At 61.4% G+C, this 14,880-nt stretch carries 15 protein-coding genes and 1 tRNA gene; 11 read left to right on the top strand and 5 right to left on the bottom strand.

The window, feature by feature from the left end; genetic code table 11:
• Positions 1-393 precede the first annotated feature (393 nt).
• Positions 394-1,383, top strand: coding sequence for a tripartite tricarboxylate transporter substrate binding protein (locus tag VHP37_20615; protein HEX2828768.1), 990 nt, complete (start codon positions 394-396; stop codon positions 1,381-1,383).
• A 120-nt stretch (positions 1,384-1,503) separates the two neighbouring features.
• Here the strand turns inward: VHP37_20615 and VHP37_20610 are convergent, their stop codons facing one another.
• Complete coding sequence (locus VHP37_20610; protein HEX2828767.1) at positions 1,504-2,091, bottom strand: helix-turn-helix domain-containing protein; 588 nt, start codon at positions 2,089-2,091, stop codon at positions 1,504-1,506.
• A 137-nt stretch (positions 2,092-2,228) separates the two neighbouring features.
• On the opposite strand from VHP37_20610, the gene VHP37_20605 reads away from it, so the two are divergent.
• From VHP37_20605 to VHP37_20595, 3 genes are read left to right on the top strand one after another with little or no spacing between them, the layout of a single operon-like run.
• Complete coding sequence (locus tag VHP37_20605; GenBank protein ID HEX2828766.1) at positions 2,229-3,236, top strand: tripartite tricarboxylate transporter substrate binding protein; 1,008 nt, start codon at positions 2,229-2,231, stop codon at positions 3,234-3,236.
• Between the two features lie 11 nt (positions 3,237-3,247).
• On the top strand, positions 3,248-3,583 hold the full coding sequence (locus tag VHP37_20600; GenBank protein HEX2828765.1) for a cupin domain-containing protein: 336 nt from the start codon (positions 3,248-3,250) through the stop codon (positions 3,581-3,583).
• Positions 3,584-3,618: 35 nt separating this feature from the next.
• The gene (locus VHP37_20595) at positions 3,619-5,091 is read left to right on the top strand and encodes an NAD-dependent succinate-semialdehyde dehydrogenase (protein ID HEX2828764.1); all 1,473 of its coding nucleotides are present in this window, start codon (positions 3,619-3,621) and stop codon (positions 5,089-5,091) included.
• A 154-nt stretch (positions 5,092-5,245) separates the two neighbouring features.
• Here VHP37_20595 and VHP37_20590 read toward each other — a convergent pair whose 3' ends face one another.
• A complete protein-coding gene (locus VHP37_20590; protein HEX2828763.1) occupies positions 5,246-5,623 on the bottom strand; it encodes a VanZ family protein in 378 nt (125 codons plus the stop codon).
• A gap of 210 nt (positions 5,624-5,833) precedes the next feature.
• Between VHP37_20590 and VHP37_20585 the strand changes: the two genes are divergently transcribed.
• Together VHP37_20585 and VHP37_20580 are read left to right on the top strand one after the other, a co-directional pair.
• Positions 5,834-6,289, top strand: a complete 456-nt coding sequence (locus VHP37_20585; GenBank protein HEX2828762.1) for a universal stress protein — start codon at positions 5,834-5,836, stop codon at positions 6,287-6,289.
• 34 nt (positions 6,290-6,323) lie between these two features.
• Positions 6,324-6,400 (top strand) — tRNA-Arg (locus VHP37_20580).
• 79 nt (positions 6,401-6,479) lie between these two features.
• Here the strand turns inward: VHP37_20580 and VHP37_20575 are convergent.
• Positions 6,480-7,664, bottom strand: coding sequence for a tyrosine-type recombinase/integrase (locus VHP37_20575; GenBank protein HEX2828761.1), 1,185 nt, complete (start codon positions 7,662-7,664; stop codon positions 6,480-6,482).
• 745 nt (positions 7,665-8,409) lie between these two features.
• Positions 8,410-8,784, bottom strand: coding sequence for a hypothetical protein (locus VHP37_20570; protein ID HEX2828760.1), 375 nt, complete (start codon positions 8,782-8,784; stop codon positions 8,410-8,412).
• A 305-nt stretch (positions 8,785-9,089) separates the two neighbouring features.
• On the opposite strand from VHP37_20570, the gene VHP37_20565 reads away from it, so the two are divergent.
• The 5 genes from VHP37_20565 to VHP37_20545 all read left to right on the top strand — a co-directional run bounded on the left by VHP37_20565 (position 9,090) and on the right by VHP37_20545 (position 14,099).
• The gene (locus VHP37_20565; protein HEX2828759.1) at positions 9,090-9,245 is read left to right on the top strand and encodes a hypothetical protein; all 156 of its coding nucleotides are present in this window, start codon (positions 9,090-9,092) and stop codon (positions 9,243-9,245) included.
• Entirely contained in the window at positions 9,242-9,547 is a 306-nt protein-coding gene (locus tag VHP37_20560; protein HEX2828758.1) for an antitoxin Xre/MbcA/ParS toxin-binding domain-containing protein, read from the top strand. Before VHP37_20565 ends, VHP37_20560 begins: the two co-directional genes overlap by 4 nt.
• A gap of 89 nt (positions 9,548-9,636) precedes the next feature.
• The gene (locus tag VHP37_20555; GenBank protein HEX2828757.1) at positions 9,637-10,254 is read left to right on the top strand and encodes a DUF6088 family protein; all 618 of its coding nucleotides are present in this window, start codon (positions 9,637-9,639) and stop codon (positions 10,252-10,254) included.
• A 326-nt stretch (positions 10,255-10,580) separates the two neighbouring features.
• The gene (locus VHP37_20550; GenBank protein HEX2828756.1) at positions 10,581-11,573 is read left to right on the top strand and encodes an ATP-binding protein; all 993 of its coding nucleotides are present in this window, start codon (positions 10,581-10,583) and stop codon (positions 11,571-11,573) included.
• Positions 11,574-11,639: 66 nt separating this feature from the next.
• Positions 11,640-14,099 carry a S8 family peptidase gene (locus VHP37_20545; protein ID HEX2828755.1) on the top strand — a complete coding sequence of 820 codons (2,460 nt, stop codon included), beginning with the start codon at positions 11,640-11,642 and terminating at the stop codon, positions 14,097-14,099.
• A 61-nt stretch (positions 14,100-14,160) separates the two neighbouring features.
• Here VHP37_20545 and VHP37_20540 read toward each other — a convergent pair whose 3' ends face one another.
• On the bottom strand, positions 14,161-14,868 hold the full coding sequence (locus tag VHP37_20540) for a hypothetical protein (GenBank protein ID HEX2828754.1): 708 nt from the start codon (positions 14,866-14,868) through the stop codon (positions 14,161-14,163).
• Positions 14,869-14,880 lie beyond the last annotated feature (12 nt).

Raw genomic sequence — 14,880 nt, 5'->3', positions numbered from 1 at the left:
AACGAGAGTCGCACGAGCGCAGCGCCGAGTTCCGGGATCGGAATCTCGAGTACCTCTCGGCGGTCGCCGCGGGATGATTATTTGTTATCGGCGGAATGTCGACAGAGCGCGGCCGCTGCACTGGAATTCTTCTTCGCGCGGATCGCGGCTCATGAATATACCACCATCCAAAGAAGCGAATGGCTTGCCGCCGTTGCGACGGGGCATACAATGAGCACCGCCTGAAATCGCAACGACTCGCGTGAGCGGCTCGCCGCGGTCACTCGGCACAAGGTCGAGCAAAACAACAAGCGCCGCGCGGCGCGCACATCCAGCCGCAGCAGGAACAGACGCGCACCTTGCGCGTCGAGGAGCACGCAAACGCGCGCGCTGGCCTATCCAACGAGGAGGATCATGAGCAAGAGTCATTTCGTACGAGCGAGCGTCATCGGGACGGTCGCGTGCCTGACGCTGACGTCGGGCGCGATCGCGCAGGCGCAGGACTATCCGGGCAAACCGGTGCGCATCATCGTTCCGTCGGCGCCGGGCTCCGGCCTGGACACCGTCATGAGACTGGTGGGACAACGACTGGGCGAGCGCTGGACAGTGCAGGTCGTCGTGGACAACCGCCCCGGCGCCGGCACGACGCTCGGCACCGACATGGTGGCCAAGGCGCCCTCGGACGGGTACACGCTGCTCGGCACCTACGGTGCGATGGCCGCGAACTCGAGCATGTATACGCGCCTGCCGTACGACGCGATCGCGGATTTCGCGCCGATCTCTCTCGTGAACACCGCCGCCAACCTGATCGTCGCGAACGCTTCCTTGCCGGCCAACGGTTTGAAGGAGCTGTCGGCGTTGGCGAAGGCGCAGCCGGGCGCGCTCACTTACGGCAGCGGCGGGTACGGCGCCACTCAGCACCTGACGATGGAGTTGCTCGCGCTGAAAATGGGCGTCAAGCTCAATCACGTTCCCTACAAGGGCGCAGCGCCGGCGATGGTGGACGCCATGGCCGGCAACATCGCGCTTGCCATATCGACGACGGGCTCTTCTGCGGAGCACGTGCGCGCGAAACGCCTGAAGGCGCTGGCCGTAACGAGCGCCAAGCGCAACGCCGCGCTCCCGCAAGTGCCCACTGCGATAGAGCAGGGACTGAGCGACTTCGAAGCGGTGGACTGGTTCGGCATTCTCGGTCCGCGCAAGATTCCCGACGCCGCTGCGAAGAAAGTCGCGGGCGACGTCGGCGCCGTGATGAAAGACAAGGCGGTGCAAGAACGCTTTCTGCAGCTCGGCTACGATCCGGTCGGAAGCTCGCCCCAGGAATTCGACGCGTTCTTTCGGCGCGACGTTGCGCGCTGGGGCCGGGTCGTCGCAGACGCAAAGCTGAGACGGCTGGAGAACTGAAGGTCACGCGCTCGCCGCTGCTCCGGGCAGCCGCGTGACAACAAGCGCCGCCGTCGCACGTGGCCCGTGCCAGCGGGTGTGGCCGGCGCTCCGCAGGCAGGCCAGGCGCTTGCCTGCGCATCATTTTCCGATCGCCTTCAGCGATTGCCGGATTGCCATCTCGGCGCATTCGATGGTGTCCTCGAGACTGAACTGAAAATAGAACCGGTAATAGCGCCAGCCGGTCGCGCTCAAAAAGAGACGAATGTTCGCTGCCGCGAATCGGCGGCGACGCTCCGAGACTCGAGGAGCCGCGTGATCGATGACTTTCCGAATCGCAATCCATCGCTGATTCGCCTGGCTCGTGCGGATGCGATCGTAGACCTCAGAGTCGAGCGCAACCTTCACCAGCGTCGGATTTGCGTCGAGTGCCGAATAGAGTGCTCTTGGCGCCGCGAGGAGTTCTTCGAGCGATCGGGGATGGGGGGGCTGGGCCATGCCTCGGACGACCTCGACCGCGACGGCGTCGAGCAATGCTTCGCGCGTCGCGAAGTAACGAAAAATCGTACGTTCCGATATTTGCGCGCGCCGTGCCACCTCCCGCATGGTGAGCGGCGCTGTAGGCGCTTCCTCGAGCATGCTCACTGCGGCCTCGAGGATGAGGCGCTGCGTCCGGTCGGCATGTAGCTGCGCGAGCTTGTGCGCACTCGTTGTAGTTTTGCTTGACATGTGGCGTGGCCTCGGGCGATAGTCCTATCGGTGGCAGACAGTGTGTCACGATGTCATATAGGATGACATCGCATCTCTGCCGTTTGCGAAAATCATAACAAAAGGCCGCGCACGCGACTCCGCCCGAGCCGATAGGGATGCGCGTTCACATCGAAGAGGCGCCAATGCACAACCGACGGTCGATACTCAAGTTTGCGGCGGCAGGCATCGCCGGTTTGGCGCTGCCTGCGCGAGCCTTCGCAGCGCAGTCGTTTCCGACAAAGCCGATCCGAATCATCATCGGCCTGGCTCCCGGCGGGAGCACCGACACCAACACGCGTTTGCTGGCGCAATCCCTCAGCGAAAGCATCGGACAAGCGGTGATCGTCGAGAACCGGCCCGGCGGTGGAAGCACGATCGGGGCGGCCGCTGTCGCGGCGTCTCCGGCTGATGGTTACACGTTATTCATGGCGACCGGCAGCTATTCGACCAGTGTCGTCTTGAACAAGGCGCTGTCGTTCAAGCCGGAGACGGCATTCAGGGCCGTGACGCAGTTCTGCCGCTTTCCCCAAGCCATCGCGGTGAGCGTCCAATCGGGCATCCAGTCGTTGGAGCAACTCATCGCGAAAGCCAAGGCGGCGCCAGGCACCATTCCGTTCGCGTCTACCGGCTATGGCGGGCAAACTCATTTTTCGGGCGCCCTGTTTCAGATCATCACCGGCGCCGCTCTGATCCATGTCCCATACAAGGGAGGTGGGCCTGCGGTCGTCGATCTCGTGGGCGGCCGCGTCCCGGTCACCTTTCTCGATCTGCCCTCGCTGTTGCCGCATGTAAAAACGGGTGGCGTTCGAGTGCTTGCGGTGCTGGGATCGCGTCGATCTGCGATTGCCCCGGAAATACCCACGACGCTCGAGCTCGGCATCAAAGGCCTGGAGATCGAAGGGTGGTATGGCCTGTTTGCTCCCGCCGCAACGCCGGCGAACGTTGTGCGGGTGATTAATCAGCAGGTCGCCGCGATATGTCAGCGGCCCGAGTTCGTCAAGCGAATCGCGGAGAATGGTGCGGAGGTTGTTGCCAGCTCGTCGGATCAATTCGCGGAATTCTATCGACGAGACGTGGCTCTTTACACGAGCGTAGCGGCGAAGGCCAACATTCGTCTGGATTAAGAGGAACGACATTGGAAACGACGGAAACGCGGAGCGATCTTTACTCTGTCCAGCGCCGCACGACGCACGCAGAGCGTCCGGGATTTCGGATCAACGAGGTTCAAATCGCTCCGGACCAGAAGATCCCGTGGCACTACCACAATCACGTTCAGGACGCGTTCTTCGTGCTCGAAGGACGGCTTCAGCTCTTTATGCGCGACCCGAAGGAGAAGATCGTGCTGGAGCCCGGCGAGATGTATTCGGTCAAACCGGGCCGGCCGCATCTCGTCACGAACTGCGGAGATACCGTCCTGACGTTCCTGGTGTTGCAGGGCATCGGGACATACGATTTCGTTCCTCTCGTCTAACCCCGTCGTTCCGGCACGCGTAACTTTCGGATCGACTGACTTCAATCACGGTTTCTCAATTGCTCAAGAACGCTGAACTAGTACGTAACCTCGCTTATGTCGACGGGCGTTGGCTCGGGGCGAACGACGGAAGCACCTTCGATGTGTCGGACCCTTCGACCGGTTCGCGCATCTCCAGCGTGCCCGACATGGGCGCAGCTGAAACGGACCAGGCCATCGACGCTGCAGCTCGGGCGTTCAAGACATGGGCCGCAACGACGGCGAAGGAACGATCGGCGGTGCTTCGCCGCTGGTTCGCCTTGATCAACGAACGGGCGGACGATCTCGCGCAGCTCATAACGGCGGAGCAGGGCAAGCCATTAACCGAGGCGAAGGCGGAGATCGCCTACGCGGCGTCGTTCGTCGAATGGTTTGCAGAAGAAGGCAAGCGGGTATACGGAGACGTCATCCCGACCCCTCAGAACGACAAGCGGCTGGTGGTGCTGAAACAGCCGATCGGCGTGGTCGCATGTATCACGCCATGGAATTTCCCGGCTGCGATGGTCACGCGAAAGGCGGCTCCCGCCCTCGCCGCCGGATGTACCGTGGTTTTGAAGCCTGCAGAACAGACGCCATTGACGGCTCTGGCGCTGACCCATCTGGCGGCGCAGGCCGGCGTGCCTCCTGGGGTGCTGAACGTCGTCACCGGCGATCCTGTCGCGATCGGACGCGCGCTCACCCGTAGCAAAACGGTCAGGAAGGTCTCATTCACGGGCTCGACCGAAGTGGGGCGCCTCCTCATGGAGCAATGCGCTCCGACGATCAAGAAGCTTTCTCTCGAGCTGGGCGGCAACGCTCCGTTCATCGTATTCAGCGATGCCGACGTCGAGGCGGCAGTGGAGGGCGCACTGATCTCGAAATATCGGAATACCGGCCAAACGTGCGTGTGCACAAACCGCTTCCTCATCCATGACCACGTCTATGAGCGCTTCGCGCGGCTGTTTTCCGAGAAGGTGGCTGCGCTCAAGGTTGCCGATGGTCGAGAGGCGGGCGCGATGCAAGGGCCGCTGATCGATCAGGCCGCGCTCGCGAAGGTGCAGGCGCACGTCGCTGACGCGCTAGCGAAAGGCGGGAGGATTCTGACCGGTGGCAAGCCTCATCAACGCGGCGGAACGTATTTTTCCCCTACGGTGATAGGAGATGTGAAGCCTCATATGGTCTGTGTGCAGGAAGAGACCTTTGGCCCGGTCGCTGCGCTCATGCGCTTCTCCTCGGATGAAGAAGTCGTTGCGCTCGCGAACGACACCCCTTACGGCTTGGCGGCGTACTTCTACAGCCGCGACATCGGGCGCGTCTGGCGCGTGGCGGAAGCGCTCGAATACGGCATTGTCGGCGTCAACACCGGACTGTTCTCCAACGAGGTGGCGCCCTTCGGCGGGTTCAAGGAGTCCGGTATCGGCCGCGAGGGGTCCAAGTACGGCATTGACGGATTCCTGGAGGTGAAATACGTGGCGTTTGGCGGGTTGTAGCGCTGGCGCACGCGGCGCAAGCGAGTACGGAGGTTCACACTGTCCCGCCGACCACCTGAGGCTGTTCGTCCGGGTCAAGCGGTAAGCGGCCCCCTGAGGCTTTTCGGACGCGTCGCGGCCGATGCTACGAGGCCCTTTCGTTTGGGCGGCGACTTCACGCGGGCGCGCGCACCGCGCGCTCGACCATCGCCAGCAGGTTCGGCAGGCGCGGCGGGGCCGCGATCCACCCTAAAACCACGCCGCACGCGTTCGCGAGCATGTCCATCCGGTCGAACGATCGGTAAGGCAACACCGCCTGCACACATTCGAGCGCGACACCGAGCGCGACGAGCGCCAGGCATGCGCCGAAGCGCTGCGGCGGCCGCCGGAAGAGCTGTACGAACCAGAGGGACAGCGTGCCGTAGGCGACGAAGTGGCCGATCTTGTCGCCGTTCTCGACGTTCGGCGCGACCGAGGTGTGACTGACGGAGAGATAGACGACAGCAGCGACGAGGCACCAGCCGAGGACCAGCCAAAGAGGGCGGAATTTCAATTCATCATCCATTTGATATTTTGAAGCCGCGGTTTTGGTTGCTCGCAACGCAGATAGTTCCCGTCGCACTCGTCGAGTGCGCGCTGCCCCGATTCATTGCATCGAAATGTCACCGCTCGACAACGTTTCCACGCATTCTCCTGTAGCGCCGCCGCGCACGCGACGTTACGATGCGCTCATCATCAACGCTCGGAAAGAAGCGGAGGGATCATGTATCAGCGAATTCTCGTGCCGGTCGACGGCAGCGACATCTCGAAGCGCGGCCTCGAGGAAGCGGTGAAGCTTTCGAAGGAAGTCGGCGCGCAACTCCGGCTCGTGCACATCGTCGACGATTCCGCCCTGGCGCTCAATCCGGAGACCGGCATCGCCGCCGCGCCGCTGGTCGCGGACTTCGCGGAAGGCGGCAAGGAGATCCTGACGGAGGCGCGCACCCTCGCGGTGAGTCAGGGCGTGGATGCCGAGACGGTGCTGCACGAGAATTTCACGGGCAGGGTCGCCGACCTCATCGTCGACGAATCGCGCAAATGGTCGGCGGACCTCATCGTGATGGGCACCCACGCCACCGGCGGCCTGCGCCACGCGGTGCTCGGCAGCGACGCCGAAGCGGTGCTGCACGGGGCGGAAGTGCCGGTGCTGCTCGTGCCGGTGCGCGAGAAGTCTTCGTAAGCCTCGAAATCTTTGATATAATTCCCGGCTCAACGCGCCCGTAGCTCAGTTGGATAGAGTACCTGGCTACGAACCAGGGGGTCGTGGGTTCAAATCCTGCCGGGCGCGCCAACTATCAATGACTTAGGGCTGCTTTCGAGCGGCCCTAAGTTTTTTCTGCCAGAGTTTGCAAGACCTACAGCTTGCGCGCTCATGCAGCAGCCCTCAGAAGCGTGATCGCCGGCGTTGCAAGGCTCCGGTCGATCCGGTTCACCGCACGAATCAGCTCGGCAATCTCTACCGCGCTGTAATGCGTCGTGATGTCGCCGTTCGTGTGTCCGAGGAGGACCTTCCGCGTCTCTTCGCCCACGCCCGCCGCGCGCAGCCTGCGGCCGAACGTATGCTTCAGATCGTGCACGCGGACGTGCGCAAAACCCCAAGGCGCTTCCCGGCCGAACTTCTCCAGGTAGCGCTTTGCGGCCCGCTCCCGGGCGTGCTGCCACGCGTTGTTGTTGAGGCACTCGACCGGCTTCCCGGCATATCCGGGTTTGTAGCCGCCGCCGTATTTCCTGGCGCGCTGGCCTCGGTAGGTGAAGACGAACTCGGGGTGGATGCCCCGGCGCTCCTCGACCACCTCCTGCGCCACCTGGTTGAGCACGATCAGCCTGTCCTCACCGTTCTTCACGAAGGCCCCGGGCACCACGAAAACCGACGTGTTGAGCTCCGGCACCGCGATCTCCCACTCCCACCGGAGAAGGCAGACTTCCTGTTCGCGGGTCCCGGTGTTCACCTTGAACCGCGCCATCTGGCGCGTCGGGTCTTCCGGCAGCTCCGCGAAGAGCAGGTCTTCCTCGTCCCACGTGAGCGGGTAGGGCTTGCGCGCTTTCTTCCTCGCCTGCTTCGCGTCGACGGTGATGAGCGGCGACGTTTCCAGCCACGTCATACCGTTCTCGTGCCGCCAGCTACGCGCCGCGAGGTTCAGGATCCGGCGCACCACTTCCTTGCTCCTGTTTACCGTCGTGAGGCTCACCTTTTCGACTTCCAGGCGCTGCTTCACGAACGGCTCCAGCGTCCCGTCATGCACCTCGTCCAGAGGTCTTTCGCCGATCCACGGAGTCAGCAGCTCGACGTGCCACGCTGCGTCGTTGATGGAGGCTAGACGGTCTCGGTTGTCTCGGAGGTACTTGGCAGCGGCTTCCCGGAAAGTAACTCGAGGACGCGATCCACGCGCTTTTGCGAGGGTGATGCGCTGGATCCGGTCCGCGAGCCACGATTCCGCGGTTTCCTGACTGACGTTTCCGAGCCGCGCGAAGATCGTTTCTCCGCCGACTTGCTTGCAGACGATTTTGTTGCCTGCGGCATCGGTCGTGATGCCGCTCGTTCTCGTTCGTGCCATGCGTGTGTAACTCCTTTCTCGTCGCAGGCCCGCCCGTTGCGCGTACGAGTTTCGATGGTCTCGGCAATCGCGTCAATCTCCGCGCGCACGTACGCGCGGCCCTGCTTGGAAAGCTGCATCGAGGTGAGGTGCGGCTTGAAGTGCGCGTCGAAGTAGCGGCGATCGCCGCCGCAGGCGTAGTAGTGCGCTTCCGAGACGCGGACCCAGCGGCCCCAGGGGAAGTCAGCGCGGCGGGGCATTTCCGGTTCCGCTGCGCAGACTGCAATCGGACTGCAGCGCGACTGCGTTTCGGCTGCAATTGGACTGCAGCGCGACTGCATCCCGACTGCTATCGGACTGCTCTCCGACTGCTTCCGGGTTGCTATCCGATTGCTCCCGAAGTGCTATCGAAGTGCTTCCTGTTTGCTCTCCGCGGCCTCGGGTTACGACACACGGTGTGTCCAGTAGCTGTCCACTGTTTGTCGAGTAAATGTCCAGCCTTTGTCCAGTGATCCGGTCGCATTGCCCGGCGTCTTCGGGTGTGCCGCCCGCCGACGCTGAAGCGTCGGCAAGTTGTGACGCTCTTCGCTCGTCTTTAACTCGCGAAAAATGCATCACACCATACGCACCCTGCGGGGTGCAGCTAAGTCCGCGCTGCGATTGGGAATTGATGAAAGCAGTCGGATTACACACATACTGCAAGGCGCGGCCTAACGTGCTGAAGCCGAAGACGTCTGTTGCTTGCATCGTGCTGGCGCAGCCCTGATCAGCGAAGCACGCCGTGTTCGTCGAGAACTACGAACAATTGGCGAATCGTGGAGCTCGGCATGCCGCGCTCGCGAAGGCTTCGTTCGATTGCTTCCCGTGACACGGGCGGCGTTTCGATAGCCGCCGGCGGCGTGACTGTCTCCAGCGGGCGCGCGGACGCGTGATAGCAGCGTGGAAGCCGCGCTATCAAGACTGCAATCTGGTCGAGGCGTTGGAGGACCGAGCCAATGCCCTTCGCGGTGTCGTCGTGTGGCGCGCCGCCGCGCAGCAGCCATTTGAGGTAGGTCGCGATCGGCATGCCCGCAACTGCCGCGGCGCCCTGGACCCGGATGAATTCGGCCGGGGAAAGACCGATGGTTACGTTCTTGCGCACCTGTAACGCGCTCCTAAGCTGGTCAGTGTTTGCCGAGCATAGGGAGGTCCCGCGTTCGGATCGATACCTAAAAACGGCGTTTTCAGGTGTTGAAAAAATTTGCGAGGTACGCTAGACGACCGTCGGAGAATAGAGATTCGCAGGGTTCGAATCGATGGTCGTTTTCTTGTTTTTCGGCTATTGAAACTGCCGCCCCTGTCTGTTAGTCATCGGGGCAGAGGGTGCCAGTGGCGCGAGGGCGCGCCGCGCCGGTGCCTCAAGGTACTTGCGCAAAATCGCTGCAAGCAGCACTTGGACGCACGCACATGCTCAGGACGCTCAGAAACCCGAGTAGCACCGATTCCATTCTCGCGGCGCTGCTGGGCGGCAAATCGGTTCTGAAGACGCAGCCGACCTCAGCGTTCGATTGGGTCGAGGCGATCCGTGCTGGTCTGCCGGCCGCCGTGGTCACGCGCTCGTGAAAGCGACTCAGCTTTCGCAGACGGATCTCGTGCGCGCGCTTGGCATCCCGGAACGCACTCTGGCGCGGCGGAAGCGAGGGGGCGTTCTGAACAGCGAAGAATCGGCAAAGCTGCTGCGCTTGGCGCGGGTCGTGGTCCGAGCGAATGAAGTCTTCGAAAACACCGAAGTTGGCATCGACTGGTTGAAAGCGCCGAATGCATCGCTTGGTGGGCGAACGCCTCTCAGCCTGCTGGACGTTGACGTCGGAGCCGAGAGCGTTCTGGACACGCTGGGCTGCATCGAACACGGGGTCTTTTCGTAATTGTCGAGTGCTGACAGTCCTCGGGCGTCCGTGCTGCGTTGTAGCTCCTGGGTTGCTTTTTGTTGCAAAAAGTATATGCTTTTTTCAACATGACAGCCGCCAAGAGACATACGCAAGTTATTGAGCCGAAAGCCCGTTCTATCATATTCGGGCACCGGGGGGGTTGGGTATTCACGCCGAAAGACCTTGCTACCTTAGGCGACCCCCGTGCCGTCGGCATGGCGTTGACCCGCCTTTCACGTAAAGGCCTTATCCGCCAGCTCGCCCGCGGACTATATGACTATCCGATCGACCATCCCACGTTCGGTCACGGCCCGCCGTCGGCCGACGCAGTCGCCAAAGCCCTCGCGACGCGCGAGGGCAGCAAGGTTCAGCCGACTGGCGCGTATGTAGCGAACATCCTGGGCCTGTCCGAGCAGGTGCCAACGCGTATCGTATTCCTCACGAATGGTCCGTCCCGCAAAGTGAATTACGGCCAGCAGGAAATCGTGCTGAAGCACACTACCCCGCGAAACGTCGCCACCGCTGGCCGCAAGAGCGGCACCGTCATACAAGCGCTGCGACACATTGGACAGCGCAACGTCAACGACAGGACGCTGGCGATACTCAAACGACAACTGACGGACGACGACCAGAAGCAGTTGCTGCGCGATTTGCGCTACGCACCGGCATGGGTCGCAGAAATCATGCGAAAGCTCGCGGCCTGACATGTACGAATTCAAGGCTCCACGAGCGGTAGCAGCCTGCCGCGAGCATGTTCAAGGCGCGCCGACAAGCAGCCTATTGCCAGTGCCTGCCGCACTCGCTTCTGAAACAAGGCCGGCTATGTTTTCGTTTCAAAACCGCCGACTGGTGGCGTCGTGCCAATTCATCTCGGCTGACGCAATGCCGACGAGCGGCGTGCTATGTTTCACCGAGACTAAACAGCCGAAGCGTCGCTACGATGTGGTACCCGCCTGGCGTGGAGCCACACATGGCTTGTTGGAACCTTACGCGAGCGGCTTCGAAACGACTCTTCCGAGAGAGCTAGAACGTGGCGAGCGCTGAACAGATCAAAGCGTTGTTGAAGTCGCACATCGAGGGCGACGATCAGCGCTTTTTTTCTGTCGCGATGCAGGTGGCCGCTCAGGAGGCGAAGCTTGGGCATGGGCAGGTGGCTGAGGACTTGCGCACGCTCATTGATGAGGCGAAGACGCGTCACGGCAATCGATCACAAGACGGGGCCATCCCGATTCGGCGTCCGAAGGGCGACCTGGCAAATCTTCTCGCCGTTTCCTTCCCGAAGGCTCGGTTTTCCGACATCGTTCTCGATGACACGCTCGCGAAGCAACTGCAGCGGGTCATTCGGGAACAGCGACATGCAGCGCGAATTCTCCAACACGGCTTGGCCCCCCGCCGCAAGCTCTTGCTGGTTGGACCGCCCGGAACTGGGAAAACCCTTTCAGCGTCTGTACTCGCGGGCGAGCTTGGCATACCACTGTTCCAAGTACGCCTCGACGCGCTCATTACCAAGTTCATGGGGGAAACGGCGGCGAAGTTACGACTGATCTTCGATGCAACCGATCACACGCGCGGCGTGTACTTCTTCGATGAGTTCGATGCGATTGGCTCCCAGCGGGGGCTGGCGAACGATGTCGGCGAGATTCGCCGCGTTCTTAACAGTTTCCTGCAGATGATTGAGCAGGACGGATCCCACAGCCTTATCGTCGCGGCGACCAATCATCCAGAGATTCTCGACCACGCGCTTTTCCGACGCTTTGATGATGTCCTGCACTACTCGCTCCCCAACGTTCAGCAGATAGCAGCTTTGCTACGCGTCCGACTTGGACGGCTTGTGGCGAAGGGGGTGTCTTGGAAGCGGCTCGCGGAGTTTGCGCATGGCTTGAGCTACGCGGAGATTACTCGGGCCGCGGAGGAAGTACTCAAGGAAGTGCTGATCCATCAGCAGGAGTCCATACGGGAAGCGGACATTGAGCAGCAACTCCTCGAACGGCAGGACGTGGCGGGAAGACTAAAAAAAACTTAATAAGGCGCGCCATACGAAATGGCGGAGCAGCACGAGCGCAGATATCGACACCTGGTCCTTAGGGACTTGGCCCAGACGCAACCGTTTCGGTCGCCGCGGCAGATTATTCCGCGGCGAACCATTCCGGAACGGGATCGGCAGGAGCATGGCAACACACTCCGTCGTCAAGTTGACGAGTTAAGGCCTGCCGCCGCAGCTGCAGTAGAGGCTCAGCGAGATGTCGGAGTCGAAGCGGGCTATGGCTTGCAGGTGGCGTTCGAAAGCTTTCCCGATATAGAACTGGCTTTTGAAAGTCTTGCCAGAGTGCGTTCTGGCATCGAGCTGATGAATGTCCGGCACGAAGACACGGTGACGTACGCCAACGTCTTCGTTCCAGAAGGCCGGCTCGAACATTTCGAACGCCTGATCGAAGAGTACCTTTCAGAGAGGCGTGACAGCGCCGGGCGCGCTCGCGACCACAAGTCGCTCATCAACACGATTCGCGCCATTCGCGCTGCACGGTTGAGGGACCTTTGGACCGACGATCCGGCAGTCTTCCCGGCAGACCCGGATGAAACATTCTGGTGGGAGGTGTGGTTGCCTGTGCGCGGGGATCGCAGCCGTTCAGTCACTGATTTCAGGCGACTGATGCAGCTTCAGGACGTGCCTGTGGCTGCTGGCGAACTCGAGTTCCCTGAGCGCACGGTCGTACTTGCTTATACCTCTGCCGCGCAGATGACGCTGTCGGCGATGACGCTCAACAGCATCGGCGAGTTGCGGCGGGCGAAGGACACGGCAGAGTTTTTCGATTCGATGCCGCTCGAAGAGCAACCGGAATGGGCAGAAGACCTCCTGGCAAGAATACGAATCCCTAATCCCGAAGAAGATGTGCCGCACGTGTGCGTGCTCGATACTGGGGTTAACAGTGGGCATCCTTTGCTTACTGACGCACTTGCTGCTGCCGATCAACACACTGTCGAGCCCGGGTGGGGCACAGATGATAACGACGGTCACGGCACGAACATGGCCGGACTCGCGCTCCTCGGCGACTTGACCGCTGCACTTGCGACGCGTGACCCAGTCATCGTTCGTCATCGACTTGAGGCGGTAAAGCTCCTACCTCACGATGGCTACAACGGCGGTGATGCGAAACATCATGGATACATCACCATCGAGGCGGTCTCGAGACCGGAAGTCACCGCACCCGATCGGGCACGCGTGTTCGAGATGGCGGTAACGGCGCGAGACAACCGCGACCGCGGTAGACCTTCGGCCTGGTCGGCCGCAATAGATCGGCTCGCCGTAGATGCAGAGAGCGCAGGTGCAACGCCTCGACTAATCGTCGTGTCAGCAGGCAACGTTACGGATTCTAACGCGTGGGCATTGTATCCAGATAGCAATACAACTGACGGGATCCACGATCCCGCACAGGCTTGGAACGCACTAACCATTGGGGCGTTCACAAATTACGTCAACATCACCGAGCCTGACATGGGCGGATATCAACCGATTGCAGCAGGGGGAGGCCTGAGTCCATTCAGCACCACGTCGGCGACGTGGCAGACATACTGGCCCCTTAAACCCGACGTGATGTTCGAGGGGGGCAACGCTGCAGAGGACGATATCAGTGCGGTCTGGACGGCAAGTCTCAGCCTGCTGACGACGCATCATGTGCCCGCGCAGCGCTTGTTTACCACGGCGAATGCTACGAGCGCGGCTACGGCGTTGGCTGCGCGAATGGCGGCACAATTGATGGCGGAGTATCCGGACCTGCGGCCGGAGACGATTCGCGGAATGGTCGTGCACTCTGCAGAATGGACGCATGAGATGCGCCGCATGTTTTTCCCTGCAGGACGGGCACCGTCGAAGGCAGACTATGTCAACCTCGTACGGCATTGTGGTTTTGGTGTACCGGATTTGGATCGAGCACGATGGAGCGCTTCGAACGCCCTCACCTTAATCGTCGAGGAAAGCTTGCAGCCATTCGAACGCGAAGGCTCGGCCCAACCGAAGATGAGGGATATGCACTTCTACGAGCTGCCGTGGCCCCTTGGAGAGCTTGAAGCCCTCGGTGAGACGCAGGTCGAGATGCGCGTTACGTTGTCGTATTTCATCGAGCCAAATCCCTCAGAGCGCGGGCCGCGTTCGCGGTACAGGTATGAGTCCCACGGTTTACGCTTCGACGTGAAGCGCCCGCTTGAGTCCGTGGAGGAGTTTCAGCAGCGCGTCAATGCCGCAGCGCGCGATGAAGAAGAAGGCACCCGCGTCGCTGGCGATGATCCGCAGTGGGACATCGGCAAGAGCGGCCGCCACAGAGGGTCGATTCATTCCGACACGTGGCGCGGCCGCGCCGCGGACTTGGCAAGCCGGGGCGCAATCGCCATCTACCCGGCACTGGGATGGTGGAAGACCCGTACTGCGCTGGAGCGATTTAACCAATCCGCACCGTATTCTCTTCTGGTGTCGATACGCGCGCCGGGAGTGGACGTTGACCTCTATACGGCAGTTGCAAACCGCGTTGGCGTCGCGATTGACATCCAGCACTAGTACTTTCTGCCCGAGACCTGACGTTGCGCGCGGTCCGATTCGCCGCAACATAGCTTCTCCGTTACGGTGTACTAGAGCCGGCGAGAGGCGTAATGCGCCATGTGCTGCCCGGACCGAAGGCGGCTCCGCACTTGCTGCATTGTTCGGACGCTATAGGAATAACTGCTTCGCAATTGGCGCAGGTGCCCTTCGGAAGTGAGGCATACGCGCGCTGCTCCTCAGTCATCCGCGCCAGTTCTGCTTGATGTTTAAGCTCCGCCTGTTGCCGCTGATGTTCGTGATGCAGTTCGCGAGCTCGGTGCCGTAAGTAGATTGCCTTTGCGCGCGACTCGTTGCCGTCAGTCTCGGCGAATGCGCTTGCCCACAGGCCGGGCCGACGGAGCGGGCTATCAAACTCCGCGAGCGCGGCAGCCCAGAATTTTTCGTCCGGTGGCGACGCATCCGTCACAGAGGAGGTGCTGCGGGCTGATGTATCGCGCGGCCTGTCATCGGCAGCGGGCGCCGAAAACGATGTGTCTAGGGGCGCTAATTCATGGCCGCCTGGTTCGTTCGGCGACCTTTCATCCTTGGGTCCCGTTACCCATCCGAGTAGAAATGCCGGCAGCCCAAGAACGATGACACCGCCGATGAACTGAACCAATGCAATAGCAAATTTGTTAGCCGAGTTCGGTGAGCCGAGCGCAAAGAAGATCTTTACAACAGCGGTCACCGCCAACAACATCAACACGAATTTGAACCACCGCTTGCCTTTTTCGACTCTCGCGCTCATTTGAATGTGGCT

This window comes from Burkholderiales bacterium (assembly GCA_036262035.1).
Taxonomy (GTDB): domain Bacteria; phylum Pseudomonadota; class Gammaproteobacteria; order Burkholderiales; family SG8-41; genus JAQGMV01.
This window is presented reverse-complemented; position numbering and strand designations above follow the sequence as displayed.

Coding starts and splice junctions, on each gene's coding strand:
- VHP37_20555 (HEX2828757.1), top strand. CDS start 9,637: ATGACAGCCGCCAAGAGACATACGCAAGTTATTGAGCCGAAAGCCCGT.
- VHP37_20585 (HEX2828762.1), top strand. CDS start 5,834: ATGTATCAGCGAATTCTCGTGCCGGTCGACGGCAGCGACATCTCGAAG.
- VHP37_20610 (HEX2828767.1), bottom strand. CDS start 2,091: ATGTCAAGCAAAACTACAACGAGTGCGCACAAGCTCGCGCAGCTACAT.
- VHP37_20540 (HEX2828754.1), bottom strand. CDS start 14,868: ATGAGCGCGAGAGTCGAAAAAGGCAAGCGGTGGTTCAAATTCGTGTTG.
- VHP37_20575 (HEX2828761.1), bottom strand. CDS start 7,664: ATGGCACGAACGAGAACGAGCGGCATCACGACCGATGCCGCAGGCAAC.
- VHP37_20605 (HEX2828766.1), top strand. CDS start 2,229: ATGCGCGTTCACATCGAAGAGGCGCCAATGCACAACCGACGGTCGATA.
- VHP37_20565 (HEX2828759.1), top strand. CDS start 9,090: ATGCTCAGGACGCTCAGAAACCCGAGTAGCACCGATTCCATTCTCGCG.
- VHP37_20615 (HEX2828768.1), top strand. CDS start 394: ATGAGCAAGAGTCATTTCGTACGAGCGAGCGTCATCGGGACGGTCGCG.